The following is a 13,797-nucleotide window of genomic DNA, read 5'->3' on the forward strand; positions in this document are numbered from 1 at the left end:
TCTATATTTGTATAATGATTGTACATTAGACATTATGGGAGGATTTTTTATGCCATTTAGAAAACCTGTTTCAACAATGGGCGGATTGAATTTTTGGAGTAATGTTCAACAAAATGAGCACTTTGTCATGCAAAAACACAAAACTGGGCTCTGGCCATATAAATTCCGTATTTTAATGAGAGCAACGTCTAAAGAAATTGCCAATGCGAATGATTTAGAAACGATTCAATATGATTGGAGATTCCTTGAGACTAATGCGGTTCCACGGATTGATGAGAGCGGCTTTTTAGAAATCACTAAAGTCGAAGCAATCGTAGAAGATTTGATTATGAAAACTATTTCTAATAAAATGCCGTTTTGAGGTAAAAAGAATGCCATGTCCACAACAGGGACATGGCATTCTTTTTACCTCATTACTTCTTGTCCGCGTGCATAACGCCGGCTTGACCGTAGTGCGTCGCGTCCATTTCTTCGATGAAGACGGTGATGTTTTCTTTCGGTGCGTTCGTCGTCTCTGAGACGGCGTCCGTCACTTTTTCAATCAAGGCACGTTTTTGTTCGACTGTGCGGCCTGGGAGCATTTTGACAGTTACGTATGGCATAACATTTCCTCCTTTTAGTTCGTTCCCTTTCATTCTAGTGAAAGGTGAGGCGGGTGGAAAGCAGAAAATCGATTGAGCGGACGGTATAAAGAAAAAATGCAGGTGCGAAATATGTGAAAACGGGGTAAGGAACAAGACAGACTAGACGTAGGAGGAACAGGCGGATGAAATGGAAGGGTAGACAAGCAAGTCGTAACGTCGAAGATCGACGGGGACAACGTGTCGGAGGGAAAGGGATTGCCGGGATTGGCGGAGGCTTCGGTCTCATCTTGGTCATCGTCTTCACGTTGCTGAACGGGGGCAATCCGGCAGACATTGTCAACAACATCGGGATCGGCGAACCACAGTCGTCCGAGACGTATCAAGGGTCGGCACGGGAAGAAGAGATGGCGGACTTCGTGTCGGTCGTGCTAAGAGATACCGAGGAAGTATGGACCGATATATTCGCGGAGAACGGATTGACGTATCGGGAACCGACGCTCGTCTTGTATAAAGACCAAGTTGAATCTGCCTGCGGTATCGCAGGATCAGCTGTCGGACCGTTCTACTGTCCCGGTGACCAAAAACTATACATCGATTTAAGTTTCTATGATGAACTCAGTCAACGTTTCAACGCACCGGGTGACTTCGCGATGGCGTATGTCGTCGCCCACGAAGTCGGCCACCACGTCCAGACGTTGCTCGGCACGACCGATGAAATCATGCCGCTCCGTAACGAGATGAGTGAGACCGAGTTCAATAAATATTTGGTCCGCTTCGAGCTTCAGGCCGATTATTATGCGGGCGTCTGGGCCCACCACGCCCAAGGCATGGGCTACCTCGAGGCTGGCGACGTCGAAGAGGCGATGAACGCGGCGCACCAAATCGGGGATGACACGCTTCAAAAACAGGCACGCGGCTATGTGACGCCAGACTCGTTCACCCATGGGACGTCCGAACAGCGGAAACGCTGGTTCGACAAAGGGTTCCAAAACGGGACGATTCAAGGCGGCGATACGTTCAATGCCAAAAACTTATAACGATCAGGTCAAGCTTCGGCTTGGCCTTTTTCATATCCAAGTTGGCTTGTGCAGAAAGAATCCGCTATCATGGAAACAGAAACTAGAAGTAGGAAGGGGATGACCCGATGGAATCCTTACTCAAAAAAATCGAACTCGCTAAAAGTGAGATGACGTCTGTCGAGAAGAAAATCGCAGACTATATTTTGACCCACTCGACGCTCGTTCCGAACATGACGACGAAAGAACTTGCTCAAAAGACGGATGTGTCAGAGGCGAGTATCGTCCGGTTCGCCCGCGTCGTCGGCATCGACAGCTTCAAGGCGTTCAAGCTCGCCCTCGTCAAAGACTTGGCCATCACCGAGACGACACTCACCGACTTCAACGTGTTACAGCAGAAAGACACACCGTACGATTCGTTTCAAAAAGTCATCCATGTGAACAAGATGGCGATCGAGGCGTGCGCCGAGGCGATGGACAAGCGTGAGCTCGAGCATGCGATCGATACGTTTGCCCGAGCGAACCGGGTCGTGTTTTATGGGGTCGGCGGTTCGTCAACGGCTGCCTATGACGCGCAATATAAATTCACAAAGCTCGGCTATGCGGCCCAGACGTCGCAAGATTTCCATTACATGTTGTCACTCATCCCGCATCTCGGACCGAACGACGTCTTCGTCGCCATCAGCACATCGGGTCGGACGAAAGACGTGCTCGAACTCGTCCGCTTCGCCAAGAAGAAAGGGGTGCCGGTCGTCGCCATCACGGACCTCGATAAATCTCCGCTCTATCGGGAGGCGGACGTCCGTCTTTGCACGCCGAGCGTCGAACGTGACTTCCGGATCGCGAGCATCGCGTCACGGATGACCCAGTTGACGATCATCGATACGCTCTATATGGGTCTGTTGCACCGAAAAGGCGAAAGTTTGATTGACCGTTACGCCGAGGCGCGTGACGAGATGGTGAAGTTGCGCCGATGATTCACGTTTATGATGCGACGTGGCGCGACAAGGTCGCGGCGTTCTTGTTGCGGCAGTCGGCGTTCGCAAGCTTGAACGGACAGACGCCTGAAGCGTTTCGAGACGAGAATTTGACCGACTTTGAAGCCGAAGGGACCGTCAGCCTCGTGTTTGAAGAAGGAAACGTCATCGCGGTCGCTGATTTGTTGAAAGAACATCCAGTCGACGGATCGCTCTGGCTCGGCCTGTTCGTCGTCGACGAACGATTTCATGGTACCGGCGTCGCACAACGGCTGTATGAGCAACTTGAACAGGAGTATATGCGCCCTTTCCAGACGGTGTTTCGGCTCGGTGTCTTGCCGCACAATGAACGGGCACATCACTTTTGGGAACGACAAGGTTATGTGTACGAAAAAGATTCCGTCACAGCACGGGGCGACCACGTCCACGTGATGAAGAAACTGGTCGAATGAAGGGCTCGGTCCGATATGGGCTGGGCTTTTTCTATGGACTGGGCGGCATCCTCATTTCTTTTATGAAATTTTACTTCCTTATTTTTTTAAATAAGTTTGACTTTTAATTTCAAGTTAGTACAATGAAATCAGAGAGAAGAAAGGATGGTGGCGATGTTAGACAAACTGGCTACTGAAAGACGGAATGAACGAACGATGCACTTGGACGAGATGGCAGTCGAGGAGTTCCTCGCGGTGATGAACGAGGAAGATCAATCGGTCCCCCACGTCATTAAAGAAGAGCTATCGGTCATTGCCGAAGTGACGAAGCGTGCCATCGCATCCTTCAAACAAGGCGGGCGTTTGATTTATATCGGCGCAGGGACGAGCGGACGGCTCGGTATCTTGGATGCGGCAGAATGTGTGCCGACGTTCGGCGTATCACCGGACATGGTCGTCGGACTCATCGCCGGAGGCGAGCGTGCGCTCATCAAAGCCGTCGAGGGAGCAGAAGACAGCAAGGATTTGGCAGTCAATGATTTGAAAGCGCTTCACTTGAGCGAGAAGGACACGGTCGTCGGAATCGCCGCGAGCGGCCGGACACCGTACGTCATCGGCGGGCTCGATTACGCCCGTGAAGTCGGGGCGACGACAGCTGCGTTATCATGTAACAAAGGATCAAAAATCAGCGACCACGCCGAGTATAAAATCGAGGTCGAGACGGGACCGGAAGTGTTGACCGGGTCGACCCGTTTGAAAGCAGGGACGGCGCAAAAACTCGTCCTCAACATGATTTCGACGGCGTCGATGATTGGAGTAGGGAAAGTGTATCAAAACCTGATGGTCGACGTGCAGCCGACGAACGAGAAGTTGGAAGTGCGGGCCAAACGGATGATTGCGGAAGCGACAGGGGTCGACGAACAGACGGCCGCGCGTTATTTTGATTCATCCGGTGGGCACGTCAAGACGGCGATCGTCATGATTTTAGCCGATGTCCCGCATGCGGAGGCAGTCGAGCGATTAGAGCGTGCGAACGGATTCGTCCGTGACGCACTATAAGGGGGATTCGAGATGAAGAAAGAAGAGGTTCTTGCGCATGCGATACTCGAGCATGTCGGGGGGAAAGACAACATTCGTCAACTCGCGCACTGTATGACACGTGTGCGTTTGGCGCTCAAGGATCCGACGAAAGCGGATCTTGCCGCCTTGAAACAAATCGATGGTGTCATGGGTGTCATCGATGATGAGACGTTGCAAATCGTCGTTGGCCCGGGGACGGTCAACCGCGTGGCGGACCATCTCAGCCGCGAGACGGGGCTCGCCATCGGAGAAGAATCGGTCGACGCGAACTTGACGCCGGACGAACGGGCCGCCATCGAACGACAAAAAGTGAAAGACAAACAGAAGTCGCCGTTCAAGCGCTTCTTACGTCGCTTAGGGAATATTTTCATTCCGCTCATTCCAGGACTTGTCGCTTCAGGTATCATTAACGGAGGAGCCAACTTCGCGAAGAACGCCGGGGTCGACCCGACGGAAACGTGGATGCAAATCCTCTTATTGCTCGGTAGCACGGTATTCGCCTACCTCGCCATTCTCGTCGGTTGGAACACGGCAAAAGAGTTCGGCGGGACGCCGGTACTCGGTGCCATCGCCGGGGGGATCCTCTTCAACCCGGTGCTCGCGGACATCACCATTTATGGGGAACCGCTCGTCGTCGGGCGGGGTGGACTGTTCGGGGTCATCTTTGCCGCTTGGCTCATGACGTACATCGAGAAACATGTCCGTCGCTTCATGCCGACAGCGGTTGATATCATCTTCACACCACTTCTCACGGTACTCGTCGTCGGTTTCACGGCGCTCTATGCGATCATGCCGGTCGCAGGCGTGTTGTCGGACGGTATCATGCAAGGTCTTAACGCTGTGCTCGAAGTCGGTGGACCGGTCGCAGGGGCTGTTCTTGCTGGATTCTTCTTGCCGCTCGTCATGGTCGGATTGCACCACGGACTCACACCGATTCACTTGGAGCTGTTGAACACGGTCGGTAACACGGCACTCTTGCCGATCTTGGCGATGGCCGGGGCCGGACAAGTCGGGGCAGCACTTGCCATCTTTGTGAAGACGCGCAACCAACGCCTCCGTAACATCATCAAAGGGGCGATCCCGGTCGGATTCCTTGGCATCGGTGAGCCGCTCCTCTACGGGGTCACGCTTCCGCTCGGTCGTCCGTTCTTGACGGCTTGTATGGGCGCAGCGGTCGGCGGCGCATTCCAAGCGACGATGAAGACGGCAGCACTCGGGATTGGGGTCTCGGGTCTCTCGCTCACACCGCTCATCGACAACGGCATGTACTTGACGTACATCGCAGGTCTTGTCATTTCGTACACGGCAGGCTTCGTCTTCACATATTTCTTCGGATTCAAAGAAGAGATGGCGGACGGAATTTAACAACCGAGGCGGCTCTTTGGAGTCGCCTTTTCATTTAAGAGGAGGTTTTCTGATGAAAGGATTATCGGTATATTTGAGCGAACCGCTCACGTCAAACTTCAAGGCATGGGTCGGACGCATGCGTGAGATTGGCTTTACGTCGATGTTCACATCCCTACATATTCCAGAGGACGATCCATCCGTATATACGGAACGATTGCGACAGCTCGGCATGCTCGCACGTGAACTCGACATGGAGCTGTTCGCCGATATCGCGCCAACGTCGCTTGCCGCGCTCGGCAAAACGTGGGATGATGCCCACACGCTCGTCGAGTGGGGTGTGACCGGACTGCGCGTCGATTACGGCGTGACCCCGAAACAAGTCGCCGACTTGTCGACGCGGATGACGGTCGCCTTGAACGCGAGCACGCTCACAGAAAGTGAGTTCGCGGAGATGAGGCGGCACGGTCTCGTGACGGACAACGTCGAGGCATGGCACAACTTCTATCCGCGCCCGGAGACGGGGCTTGATCGAAACTGGTTCGATGACAAGAACGATTGGTTGAAACGCCAAGGATTGAGCGTTCAAGCGTTCATCCCGGGAGATGGGACACTCCGCGGACCGCTGTTGGAACGGTTGCCGACGCTCGAAGACCATCGAACGTTATCGACGTTCGCCTGCTACATGGACCTCATGGATTCAGTCGATCGCATTTTAATCGGTGATCCGGGACTTGCTGACGAGACGATTGAACAGTTCGCTTCAAACGCCGACGGGATGCTCGTCCTCCGGGCCGAAGCGGAGACGACGATTGAGGCTGCTTTCTATCGCGTCCAGACGAACCGGATGGACCCGGCGCGTGACGTCGTCCGTTCGGTCGAGTCTCGGGCTTACGGCCGACCTGGGGACCGCTTGCTTGAACCGATGGATGCGAGACCGCGTCCGCTTGGGACGATCACGGTCGATAATGCGGATTACGGGCGCTATGCCGGCGAGATGCAAGTGACGAAACGGGATCTTCCGCCTGATGCACGAGTCAACGTTCTCGGCCGGGTCATCGAGGCAGACCGTCCGCTCATCCGTGCCATCGGACCGGGTACGACGTTTCGGATTGAGTGGTGCTGACGTTCCGGATTGCCACATTCCCTCGTCATTGTGTACAGTAGAGAGGGAGGGAAGTCTATGAAAGAGATTAATTTTAATATCGTCGCTGACGATTCGACCGATGGCCACGGCGGTTTTGGGGTCGGTTCGCTCAGTTTGAACAATATGTCTCCCGTCATCATCGATGTCGAGGCGGGGACTGCGGTCATCGATATGGGGGCCATGCATGCCAAATCGGCGATTGAGAAACGCATCAAGTTTTTGACGGACCCGGAAGCGGTGCCGAACGGCAAACCGTACTGGATTGTCTGGGTCACGGTCGGTCGAAAGCCGGAAGGGTTCTATTATGGCGGTGTCGCGGCCTGTGACATGTCGGTCGACCTCGAGGCACGGCGCGGATACAAGCTGTTGCCGTACCACGTCAACCAGATGGACAAATCGCTCAAAGGCCGTATTCTCATCGATATGATGGACGCACCGTCACGCAGCGTGCTAGCCGCGTTTTTGAAAGAACATCGTCCTGAGATTTGGGAGCAATCGACCGAACTTCAAACCGAACTTGCGCGTCTCGATGCCGAGTGAAAAGATTGGACCGTTTTGGTCTCCAATCTTTTTTGTTTTCGTTCAAGTGAAGATGGGAACATGAACTTGTTATGATGTTGTGATTTTACCGTAATTGTATGAATATTCAGCATTATGCTATACTAAACGCACTGTGCAAAAAAGAAAGGGTGACACGATGAGTGAAACGAAGAAAATTTTAATTGGCCTCGCCTTAGGGGTCCTTGTCGGGCTAGGGCTCGCCGGTCTGTCCGGTAACGTATATGACATCGTCAATACGTATATCCTTTCCCCAGTCGGTACCGTATTTTTGAACTTGATTAAAATGCTGGTCGTTCCGATCGTCTTCTTCTCGATCATTCTCGGCGTCATGGGTCTCGGGGACCCGAAAGAGCTCGGTCGGGTCGGATCGAAGGCGCTTCTCTTCTTCTTGACGACGACGGCGCTCGCCATCATCTTGGCGATGGGTGTCGCTTCGGTCATCAAACCGGGAGAGCGTGGCGATTTCCAAACAGCAAACCTTGAATTCGAATCGGGTGCGGCTGAAGAGTCGTCAAACATCGTGCAGACATTCGTCAACATGATTCCGACGAACCCGATTCAAGCGCTCGCTGAAGGCAACATGCTTCAAATCATCGTGTTTGCGGCTCTCATCGGATTTGCGATGATCGCTCTCGGCGAACGGGCCAAAACGTGGCGCCGTTTCGTCAAACAAGGCGACCGCATCATGATGCACTTGATTCACTTGGTCATGAAGCTCGCCCCATACGGCGCGTTCGCTTTGATCGCCTCGGCCATCGGAGGTATCGGTTTCGATGCTGTCAAAGCGATGGCGTGGTATATGTTCGCGGTCGTCTTGACGCTATTTTTACACTCGGTACTCGTCTACGGCGGGGCGCTCGTCCTGCTCGGGAAGATGAGTCCGGTCTTCTTCTTTAAAAACTTCTACGAAGCGATCACGCTCGCGTTTTCGACGTCGTCTTCGAACGCGACGCTCCCTGTATCGATGGAACTCGCCCAGACGAAGCTCGGCGTGCCGCGTTCCATCTCCTCATTCGTTCAGCCGCTCGGCGCGACGGTGAACATGGACGGGACGGCGATCATGCAAGGGGTCGCGACGATTTTCATCGCCCAAGTATTCGCGGCTGATTTGACGATGACCGAACTCGTGACGGTCGTCATCACAGCGGTACTCGCCTCGATCGGGACGGCGGGTGTACCTGGTGTCGGGCTCATCATGCTCGCGCTCGTCTTGCAGTCGGTCAACTTACCGGTCGAAGGGATCGCCCTGATCATCGGTGTCGACCGTATCCTCGACATGCTCCGGACGTCGGTCAACATTACCGGCGACGCGACATGCGCGGTCGTTGTCTCGAAACTTGAAGAGAAACACCTTCCACCTGTCGACGAAGACGCGTGGGATGAAGTCGAAGCAAAATAAACAGAAGGCTGACCCGTCGTTGACGGGCCAGCCTTTTCAAATGAAGTGAGGTTTTTATATGGAATGGGCAGCTTTGCCGATCCCGTTGTTTGTTGTGATCAGTATCTTGTTGAATATGCTCATCGCCGTCGCCGGTATATTACCGAGCGCATTTTTGACGGCGTTGAACGTGCAACTGCTAGGATTTGGACCGGGCGTCGCCGTCTCTATCGTCGGCGAGGCCGTGGGTGCTGTGCTCAGTTTTATTCTCTATCACAAAGCGCTCCACCGGTTCACCTCACCGGATGGGGAGCGTTTGAAACGGCTCCGCGAAGCAGATGGTATTGAGGCATGGTTTCTTGTCCTCGGGCTGAGGCTGATGCCGTTCGTACCGTCCGGACTCGTCACGCTGTCGGCCGCGTTCAGCCGGATGTCGCTCCCGTCCTTCGCCGTAGCGAGCACGATTGGGAAAGTGCCGGCATTGTTGATCGAGGCGCTCGCGGTCGCGGCGGTCTTACACGTGGCCGCGGGCTGGCAACTCGGTCTCATTGCGGTTCTCCTTATCCTGTATGCGGTTTGGCGCTTGTCTCAAAGGAGTGGCGAGAAGATATGACAGAACGCTTCGATGAAACGTTTGCCGCTCGATTTCTTGCGAAGCATTGACCAGTCGATGAGAATCGACTCATCAAAGTCTTTCAAGAACGCTTCTTGCAGCTGTTGGATGGACGACGTCTCATACTGGGCGATTGTCATCTCGTGGTTCAAGTACATGCTCCTAAAATCAAAGTTAGCCGTCCCGACGAGCGCAATCTTGCCATCGATGAGGACGGTTTTTGCATGGATGAAATGGCGATTGTATTTATAAATCCGAATGTTCCGTTTGAGCAGTTGTTCGAAATAATATTCGGTCGCATGGAAGCTGAACCATTCGTCTCCTTTTCCGGGGACGACGATTCGCACATCGATGCCACGCCGGCCGGCGACTTCTAACAGCGCGAGCAATTCGGGAGGCGGAATCAAATATGGTGTCGTAATCCAAATCGACTCCTTCGCCTCCATCAAAAGCGTAATGAGCCCGTCTCGGATCGTGACATCTTTCCCGGGAGACGTGACGAGTAGCTGTGTCGCCCCGTTGTCCGGTTGCGGGTCATCGATAAAATACTCCGGTAAATGTTTGCTGTCGGCGAACAAGTCCCAGCGTTCTGTATCGTCTTCATGACCGGCATACAGCCAATTCTCGACGAACAAACGCTGAAGTTCCCGGACGAGCGGTCCTTCGAGGCGCAGATGGGTATCACGCCAAAATCCAAGCTTTTTATGTTTCCCGAGATATTCATCCCCGACGTTCAGTCCGCCGGTGTAAGCGATTCGCCCATCGATGACGATCAACTTTTGATGGTTGCGGAAGTTGGCGTTAAAGACGAGGAGCGGGTGGACGACCGGGTCGAACGCTTCGACGTGGACGCGGGACTCGCGGAGCGGTTCGAGAAACGCTTCGCTAATCTCTTGGCTGCCGAGGCCGTCATACAAAAAGCGGACGGTGACATTCTCGTTGGATCGTTTAATGAGAGCGTCACGAATTTTGAGCGAGATTTCATCGGTCCGGAATAGATAATACTGGACGTGGATATGATGGGTCGCTTGCTCGATATCTTTAATCACCGCATCGAATTTTTCCTCGCCGTTGACGAGCAGTTTCGTCGACGTGTGACCATCCGCACCGGTCGCGCCGAGCTTCTCGAGTGTGCGCGTGAGAGGAAAGCGATCCGACACGTCGTTTGCTGTCTCGATCCGTTCGGCCTCGATTGCTTGCCGGAACATCCGAATCTCGGTCGAGGTCCGTTTGATGCGTCGGTGTCGTCGAGGTGTTCGGCCGAACAGTACCCAGGCGAGGGCACCGAGGAACGGAATGAACAAGACGGCGAGCAGCCAGGCGAGCTTGGCCTGCGGTTGGACATGGTCAAATAAGATATGCCAGCCGACGATGAGCGGAATGAGAATGGCGGCCCCAATTAGGAACGGGATGAGCCCGTCGATCGAGTAAAGCAAACCAAGAAGGAAGATGCCGAGTACAATCATGATGAGGAGTTGCCAGACGCGTCGTTTCAACAAGTACACCTTCTTTCTGTTCAGTTGTCATCACTAGATTCATTCCACCGTTTACACGTTCTTAACCTAAAAAACGTTTCAGCATGAAGCGCGAGGGAATTAACCGTACTGTACGACACAACGTAAAAAGGGGTGTTCATGATGAAAAAGAAAGGTGCATTGGCCGCGTCGCTGTTGGCGACGGGCATCATCCTCGGGGCTTGCGGGGGAGCAGAGGAAGAACCGATGAACAATGAAGATACAGAGATGCAAGAAGACATGGACGAAGAGGAAGACGAGGATTAAAAAAACGGCCTAGAGCGGGTGCTCTAGGCCTTCATTGCGTCAAAGCGCATAAGGAGACGGTTTACCGAAATAATAGCCTTGGGCGAGGTCGAACCCGAGTTCGCGACAGACGTCGACTTCTTCGGGGCGTTCGATGCCCTCGGCGAGGATGGTGATGCCCATTGAGCGCGTCAATTGACGTACGTTTTTCAAGAACGCTCGTTTCTCGGCGTCTTGGTCGCAGAAGGAGATGTACGACCGGTCGATTTTGACATAGTCGGGCTCAAGTCGCTTCAACATATCGAGCGTCGAGAAGCCAGCGCCGACATCATCGAGGGCGACTTTCATACCACGCTTCTTATATGTAGAGAACACATGTTGCAAATGGGCGACATCTTGGACTTTCTCCGTCTCAACGACCTCGAAGATGAAACGATCGGGACTGAGTCCGTACCGGTCGATAATCTCGAACGTGTGTTGGAGACAATAGTCTGGGTTATAAATCGTCGAGGGCAAGAAGTTGATGAACGTCTTCTCGTGAGGCTCGACGGCGTGATACGTCGCTTTGATCGCTTCGGCGCGAGCACGTTGATCTAGCTTCGAGTGAAGCCCGAATCGGTTCGCGGCCCGGAACAGTTCGCCCGGTGAGACGTTGTTCTGGCTTCTGAGAAGAGCCTCGTAGCCGAACCGTTCTCCGGTGTCGAGATGGATGATCGGTTGCAAGTGGCTCTCGAAGTCACCGTGTTGAATCAATTCGATTGTGTCGCGGTTGGCGATTTGTTCAAGCAGGTCGCTCGCCGAGACGACGGCGGTCTGGCGTTTGGTGGCCGGGTCGACACAGTACACGTCTTCCTCGACAGCGGCGAGGCGTTGCGTCAATTCGTCAAATGAGTCGTACGGGTGGGGCTTGTCATTGACGACGACGAGGCCCCGTTCAAAAAATGGGATGGTCGTGGAGCAGGCGGTACAAGGAGACCACATAGGATCCCTCCTTTCAAATAATCGAAATACTCTCTAATCAGTTTATCGGACAAAACTCACCTAAAACTCACACATCGAGGTAAATAAATAAAAAAATCGTGCAAAATGGGTACAGTTTTTGTATACTTCCTATCGTATGAATAAGAAGCGCCTCAAAACGCCACTCGCATACGAACAACTTTTTGAACAGAAAGGGGTTCTATCGATGGACCAAAAATTAAAATTATGGTTTACGGAGCACCAAACAGAAGATTACGGAATCACGTTCCGTGTAAACCACGTTTATGAGAGCGAACAAACGGAGTTTCAACGACTAGAAATGGTCGAAACGGACGAGTTCGGAACAATGTTGTTGCTTGACGGAATGGTCATGACGACGGATAAGGACGAATTCGTCTATCACGAGATGGTGGCTCACGTCCCACTCTTCACACACCCGAATCCGAAGCATGTGCTCGTTGTCGGTGGCGGAGACGGTGGCGTCATCCGTGAGATTATGAAACACCCATCAGTCGAAAAAGCAGTTCTCGTCGACATCGACGGGAAAGTCATTGAATATTCGAAGAAATACTTACCAAATATCGCAGGTGAACTCGACAACCCGCGTGTTGAAGTCATCGTCGGTGACGGCTTCATGCATATCGCCGAATCAGAGAACGAGTATGACGTCATCATGGTCGACTCGACAGAACCGGTCGGCCCAGCGGCCAACTTGTTCACAAAAGGATTCTACGCCGGCATCTCGAGAGCGCTCAAAGACGACGGCATTTTCGTCGCGCAGACGGACAACCCATGGTTCACGCCAGAGCTCATCCAAACGGTTCAACGTGACGTGAAAGAGATTTTCCCAATCACGAAGCTCTACACTGCCAACGTACCGACGTATCCGAGCGGCATGTGGACGTTCACGATCGGCTCGAAACAGTACGACCCAGAACAAGTGCCGGCCGAGCGTTTCCATGACATCGAGACGAAGTACTACACGCCGAAGCTTCACAATGCGGCCTTCGTCCTTCCTAAATTTGTGGAGGACTTGACGAAATGATTAAACGTTTCGATGAAGCCTACTCAGGCAAAGTGTTTATCGCGAGCTTGCCGGAAGTGACGGACGCGAAGACGGTCCTTTACGGTATGCCGATGGACTGGACGGTCAGTTTCCGTCCAGGCTCACGATTCGGTCCGAACCGAATCCGTGAAGTCTCGATCGGACTCGAAGAATATAGCCCTTATCTTGATGGTGATTTGACGGAAGCCGCCGTCTATGACGCCGGCGATATCCCGCTCCCGTTCGGAAACGCCCAGAAATCACTCGACATGATCGAATCGTTCGTCAAAGACATCATCAAAGAAGGCAAGTTCCCACTCGGTATGGGGGGAGAACATCTCGTCACATGGCCGGTCATCAAGGCGATGCATGATGCGTACGGGGATGATTTCGTCATCTTGCACCTCGATGCGCACACGGACCTCCGTGACGACTATGAAGGTGAGCCATTGTCGCACTCGACACCGCTCAAAAAAGCGGCCGAACTGATCGGACCGTCTAACTGCTACTCGTTCGGAATTCGTTCTGGGATGAAAGAAGAGTTCGACTGGGTCAAAGAAGTCGGCTATAACATGTATAAATATGAAGTGATCGAACCGCTCAAACGCGTGTTGCCGACGCTTGCCGGGAAGAAAGTGTACGTCACGATCGACATCGACGTCCTCGACCCATCGGCTGCACCGGGAACGGGTACGCAAGAAATCGGTGGCATCACGACGAAAGAATTGCTCGAAGCAGTGCACGCCATCGCGAACGCCGACATCGACATCATCGGTGCCGATCTCGTCGAAGTATCACCAGCATATGACCAATCGGACATGACGGCCATCGCCGCCGCGAAAATCCTTCGCGAGATGATGATCGGATTCGTGAAGTAACG

The 13,797-nt window shown here is 53.3% G+C and carries 16 protein-coding genes; 13 read left to right on the plus strand and 3 right to left on the minus strand.

The window, feature by feature from the left end; translation table 11 throughout:
• Positions 1 to 49 precede the first annotated feature (49 nt).
• A complete protein-coding gene (locus KNP86_RS07970) occupies positions 50 to 361 on the plus strand; it encodes a hypothetical protein (protein ID WP_034779361.1) in 312 nt (103 codons plus the stop codon).
• 52 nt (positions 362 to 413) lie between these two features.
• Here KNP86_RS07970 and KNP86_RS07975 read toward each other — a convergent pair whose 3' ends face one another.
• Positions 414 to 602 (minus strand): 2-hydroxymuconate tautomerase, encoded by a 189-nt coding sequence (locus KNP86_RS07975; RefSeq protein ID WP_012727443.1) that lies wholly within the window; start codon positions 600 to 602, stop codon positions 414 to 416.
• Positions 603 to 766: 164 nt separating this feature from the next.
• Between KNP86_RS07975 and ypfJ the strand changes: the two genes are divergently transcribed.
• From ypfJ to KNP86_RS08020, 9 genes are all read left to right on the plus strand, one after another.
• The gene (ypfJ, locus tag KNP86_RS07980; protein WP_034779359.1) at positions 767 to 1,621 is read left to right on the plus strand and encodes a KPN_02809 family neutral zinc metallopeptidase; all 855 of its coding nucleotides are present in this window, start codon (positions 767 to 769) and stop codon (positions 1,619 to 1,621) included.
• 107 nt (positions 1,622 to 1,728) lie between these two features.
• Complete coding sequence (locus KNP86_RS07985; RefSeq protein WP_034779356.1) at positions 1,729 to 2,577, plus strand: MurR/RpiR family transcriptional regulator; 849 nt, start codon at positions 1,729 to 1,731, stop codon at positions 2,575 to 2,577.
• Positions 2,574 to 3,029 carry a GNAT family N-acetyltransferase gene (locus KNP86_RS07990; RefSeq protein ID WP_034779353.1) on the plus strand — a complete coding sequence of 152 codons (456 nt, stop codon included), beginning with the start codon at positions 2,574 to 2,576 and terminating at the stop codon, positions 3,027 to 3,029. Before KNP86_RS07985 ends, KNP86_RS07990 begins: the two co-directional genes overlap by 4 nt.
• A 144-nt stretch (positions 3,030 to 3,173) precedes the next feature.
• Positions 3,174 to 4,067: an N-acetylmuramic acid 6-phosphate etherase gene (gene murQ, locus KNP86_RS07995; RefSeq protein WP_034779351.1), complete on the plus strand. Its 894-nt coding sequence runs from the start codon at positions 3,174 to 3,176 to the stop codon at positions 4,065 to 4,067.
• A 12-nt stretch (positions 4,068 to 4,079) separates the two neighbouring features.
• Positions 4,080 to 5,453, plus strand: a complete 1,374-nt coding sequence (locus KNP86_RS08000; RefSeq protein ID WP_034779348.1) for a PTS transporter subunit EIIC — start codon at positions 4,080 to 4,082, stop codon at positions 5,451 to 5,453.
• A 52-nt stretch (positions 5,454 to 5,505) separates the two neighbouring features.
• Positions 5,506 to 6,558 (plus strand): DUF871 domain-containing protein, encoded by a 1,053-nt coding sequence (locus KNP86_RS08005; protein ID WP_214753635.1) that lies wholly within the window; start codon positions 5,506 to 5,508, stop codon positions 6,556 to 6,558.
• A 57-nt stretch (positions 6,559 to 6,615) separates the two neighbouring features.
• Entirely contained in the window at positions 6,616 to 7,119 is a 504-nt protein-coding gene (locus tag KNP86_RS08010; protein WP_214753637.1) for a YwhD family protein, read from the plus strand.
• Between the two features lie 157 nt (positions 7,120 to 7,276).
• Entirely contained in the window at positions 7,277 to 8,539 is a 1,263-nt protein-coding gene (locus KNP86_RS08015) for a dicarboxylate/amino acid:cation symporter (protein ID WP_034779341.1), read from the plus strand.
• 58 nt (positions 8,540 to 8,597) lie between these two features.
• Positions 8,598 to 9,131, plus strand: a complete 534-nt coding sequence (locus tag KNP86_RS08020; protein WP_214753639.1) for a TVP38/TMEM64 family protein — start codon at positions 8,598 to 8,600, stop codon at positions 9,129 to 9,131.
• On the opposite strand, the gene cls is transcribed toward KNP86_RS08020, so the two are convergent.
• On the minus strand, positions 9,107 to 10,636 hold the full coding sequence (cls, locus tag KNP86_RS08025; RefSeq protein WP_052090184.1) for a cardiolipin synthase: 1,530 nt from the start codon (positions 10,634 to 10,636) through the stop codon (positions 9,107 to 9,109). The two genes, KNP86_RS08020 and cls, sit on opposite strands and share 25 nt — an antisense overlap.
• A 129-nt stretch (positions 10,637 to 10,765) precedes the next feature.
• On the opposite strand from cls, the gene KNP86_RS08030 reads away from it, so the two are divergent.
• Positions 10,766 to 10,912 carry a hypothetical protein gene (locus tag KNP86_RS08030; RefSeq protein WP_214753641.1) on the plus strand — a complete coding sequence of 49 codons (147 nt, stop codon included), beginning with the start codon at positions 10,766 to 10,768 and terminating at the stop codon, positions 10,910 to 10,912.
• Between the two features lie 39 nt (positions 10,913 to 10,951).
• Here KNP86_RS08030 and KNP86_RS08035 read toward each other — a convergent pair whose 3' ends face one another.
• Positions 10,952 to 11,872 (minus strand): EAL domain-containing protein, encoded by a 921-nt coding sequence (locus KNP86_RS08035; protein ID WP_214753643.1) that lies wholly within the window; start codon positions 11,870 to 11,872, stop codon positions 10,952 to 10,954.
• A 205-nt stretch (positions 11,873 to 12,077) separates the two neighbouring features.
• Here KNP86_RS08035 and speE point away from each other — a divergent pair, with 205 nt between their 5' ends.
• Both speE and speB read left to right on the plus strand, forming a co-directional pair.
• Positions 12,078 to 12,917: a polyamine aminopropyltransferase gene (speE, locus tag KNP86_RS08040; RefSeq protein ID WP_138858739.1), complete on the plus strand. Its 840-nt coding sequence runs from the start codon at positions 12,078 to 12,080 to the stop codon at positions 12,915 to 12,917.
• The gene (gene speB, locus KNP86_RS08045; RefSeq protein ID WP_034779331.1) at positions 12,914 to 13,795 is read left to right on the plus strand and encodes an agmatinase; all 882 of its coding nucleotides are present in this window, start codon (positions 12,914 to 12,916) and stop codon (positions 13,793 to 13,795) included. Before speE ends, speB begins: the two co-directional genes overlap by 4 nt.
• Positions 13,796 to 13,797: the final 2 nt, after the last annotated feature.

Source organism: Exiguobacterium sp. s16, assembly GCF_018618115.1.
Classification (GTDB): domain Bacteria; phylum Bacillota; class Bacilli; order Exiguobacteriales; family Exiguobacteriaceae; genus Exiguobacterium; species Exiguobacterium mexicanum_A.

Coding starts and splice junctions, on each gene's coding strand:
- KNP86_RS08000 (WP_034779348.1), top strand. CDS start 4,080: ATGAAGAAAGAAGAGGTTCTTGCGCATGCGATACTCGAGCATGTCGGG.
- KNP86_RS08010 (WP_214753637.1), top strand. CDS start 6,616: ATGAAAGAGATTAATTTTAATATCGTCGCTGACGATTCGACCGATGGC.
- KNP86_RS07975 (WP_012727443.1), bottom strand. CDS start 602: ATGCCATACGTAACTGTCAAAATGCTCCCAGGCCGCACAGTCGAACAA.
- KNP86_RS08015 (WP_034779341.1), top strand. CDS start 7,277: ATGAGTGAAACGAAGAAAATTTTAATTGGCCTCGCCTTAGGGGTCCTT.
- KNP86_RS08020 (WP_214753639.1), top strand. CDS start 8,598: ATGGAATGGGCAGCTTTGCCGATCCCGTTGTTTGTTGTGATCAGTATC.
- KNP86_RS07970 (WP_034779361.1), top strand. CDS start 50: ATGCCATTTAGAAAACCTGTTTCAACAATGGGCGGATTGAATTTTTGG.
- KNP86_RS07990 (WP_034779353.1), top strand. CDS start 2,574: ATGATTCACGTTTATGATGCGACGTGGCGCGACAAGGTCGCGGCGTTC.
- ypfJ (WP_034779359.1), top strand. CDS start 767: ATGAAATGGAAGGGTAGACAAGCAAGTCGTAACGTCGAAGATCGACGG.
- KNP86_RS08005 (WP_214753635.1), top strand. CDS start 5,506: ATGAAAGGATTATCGGTATATTTGAGCGAACCGCTCACGTCAAACTTC.
- murQ (WP_034779351.1), top strand. CDS start 3,174: ATGGTGGCGATGTTAGACAAACTGGCTACTGAAAGACGGAATGAACGA.
- KNP86_RS08035 (WP_214753643.1), bottom strand. CDS start 11,872: ATGTGGTCTCCTTGTACCGCCTGCTCCACGACCATCCCATTTTTTGAA.
- speB (WP_034779331.1), top strand. CDS start 12,914: ATGATTAAACGTTTCGATGAAGCCTACTCAGGCAAAGTGTTTATCGCG.
- speE (WP_138858739.1), top strand. CDS start 12,078: ATGGACCAAAAATTAAAATTATGGTTTACGGAGCACCAAACAGAAGAT.
- KNP86_RS08030 (WP_214753641.1), top strand. CDS start 10,766: ATGATGAAAAAGAAAGGTGCATTGGCCGCGTCGCTGTTGGCGACGGGC.
- KNP86_RS07985 (WP_034779356.1), top strand. CDS start 1,729: ATGGAATCCTTACTCAAAAAAATCGAACTCGCTAAAAGTGAGATGACG.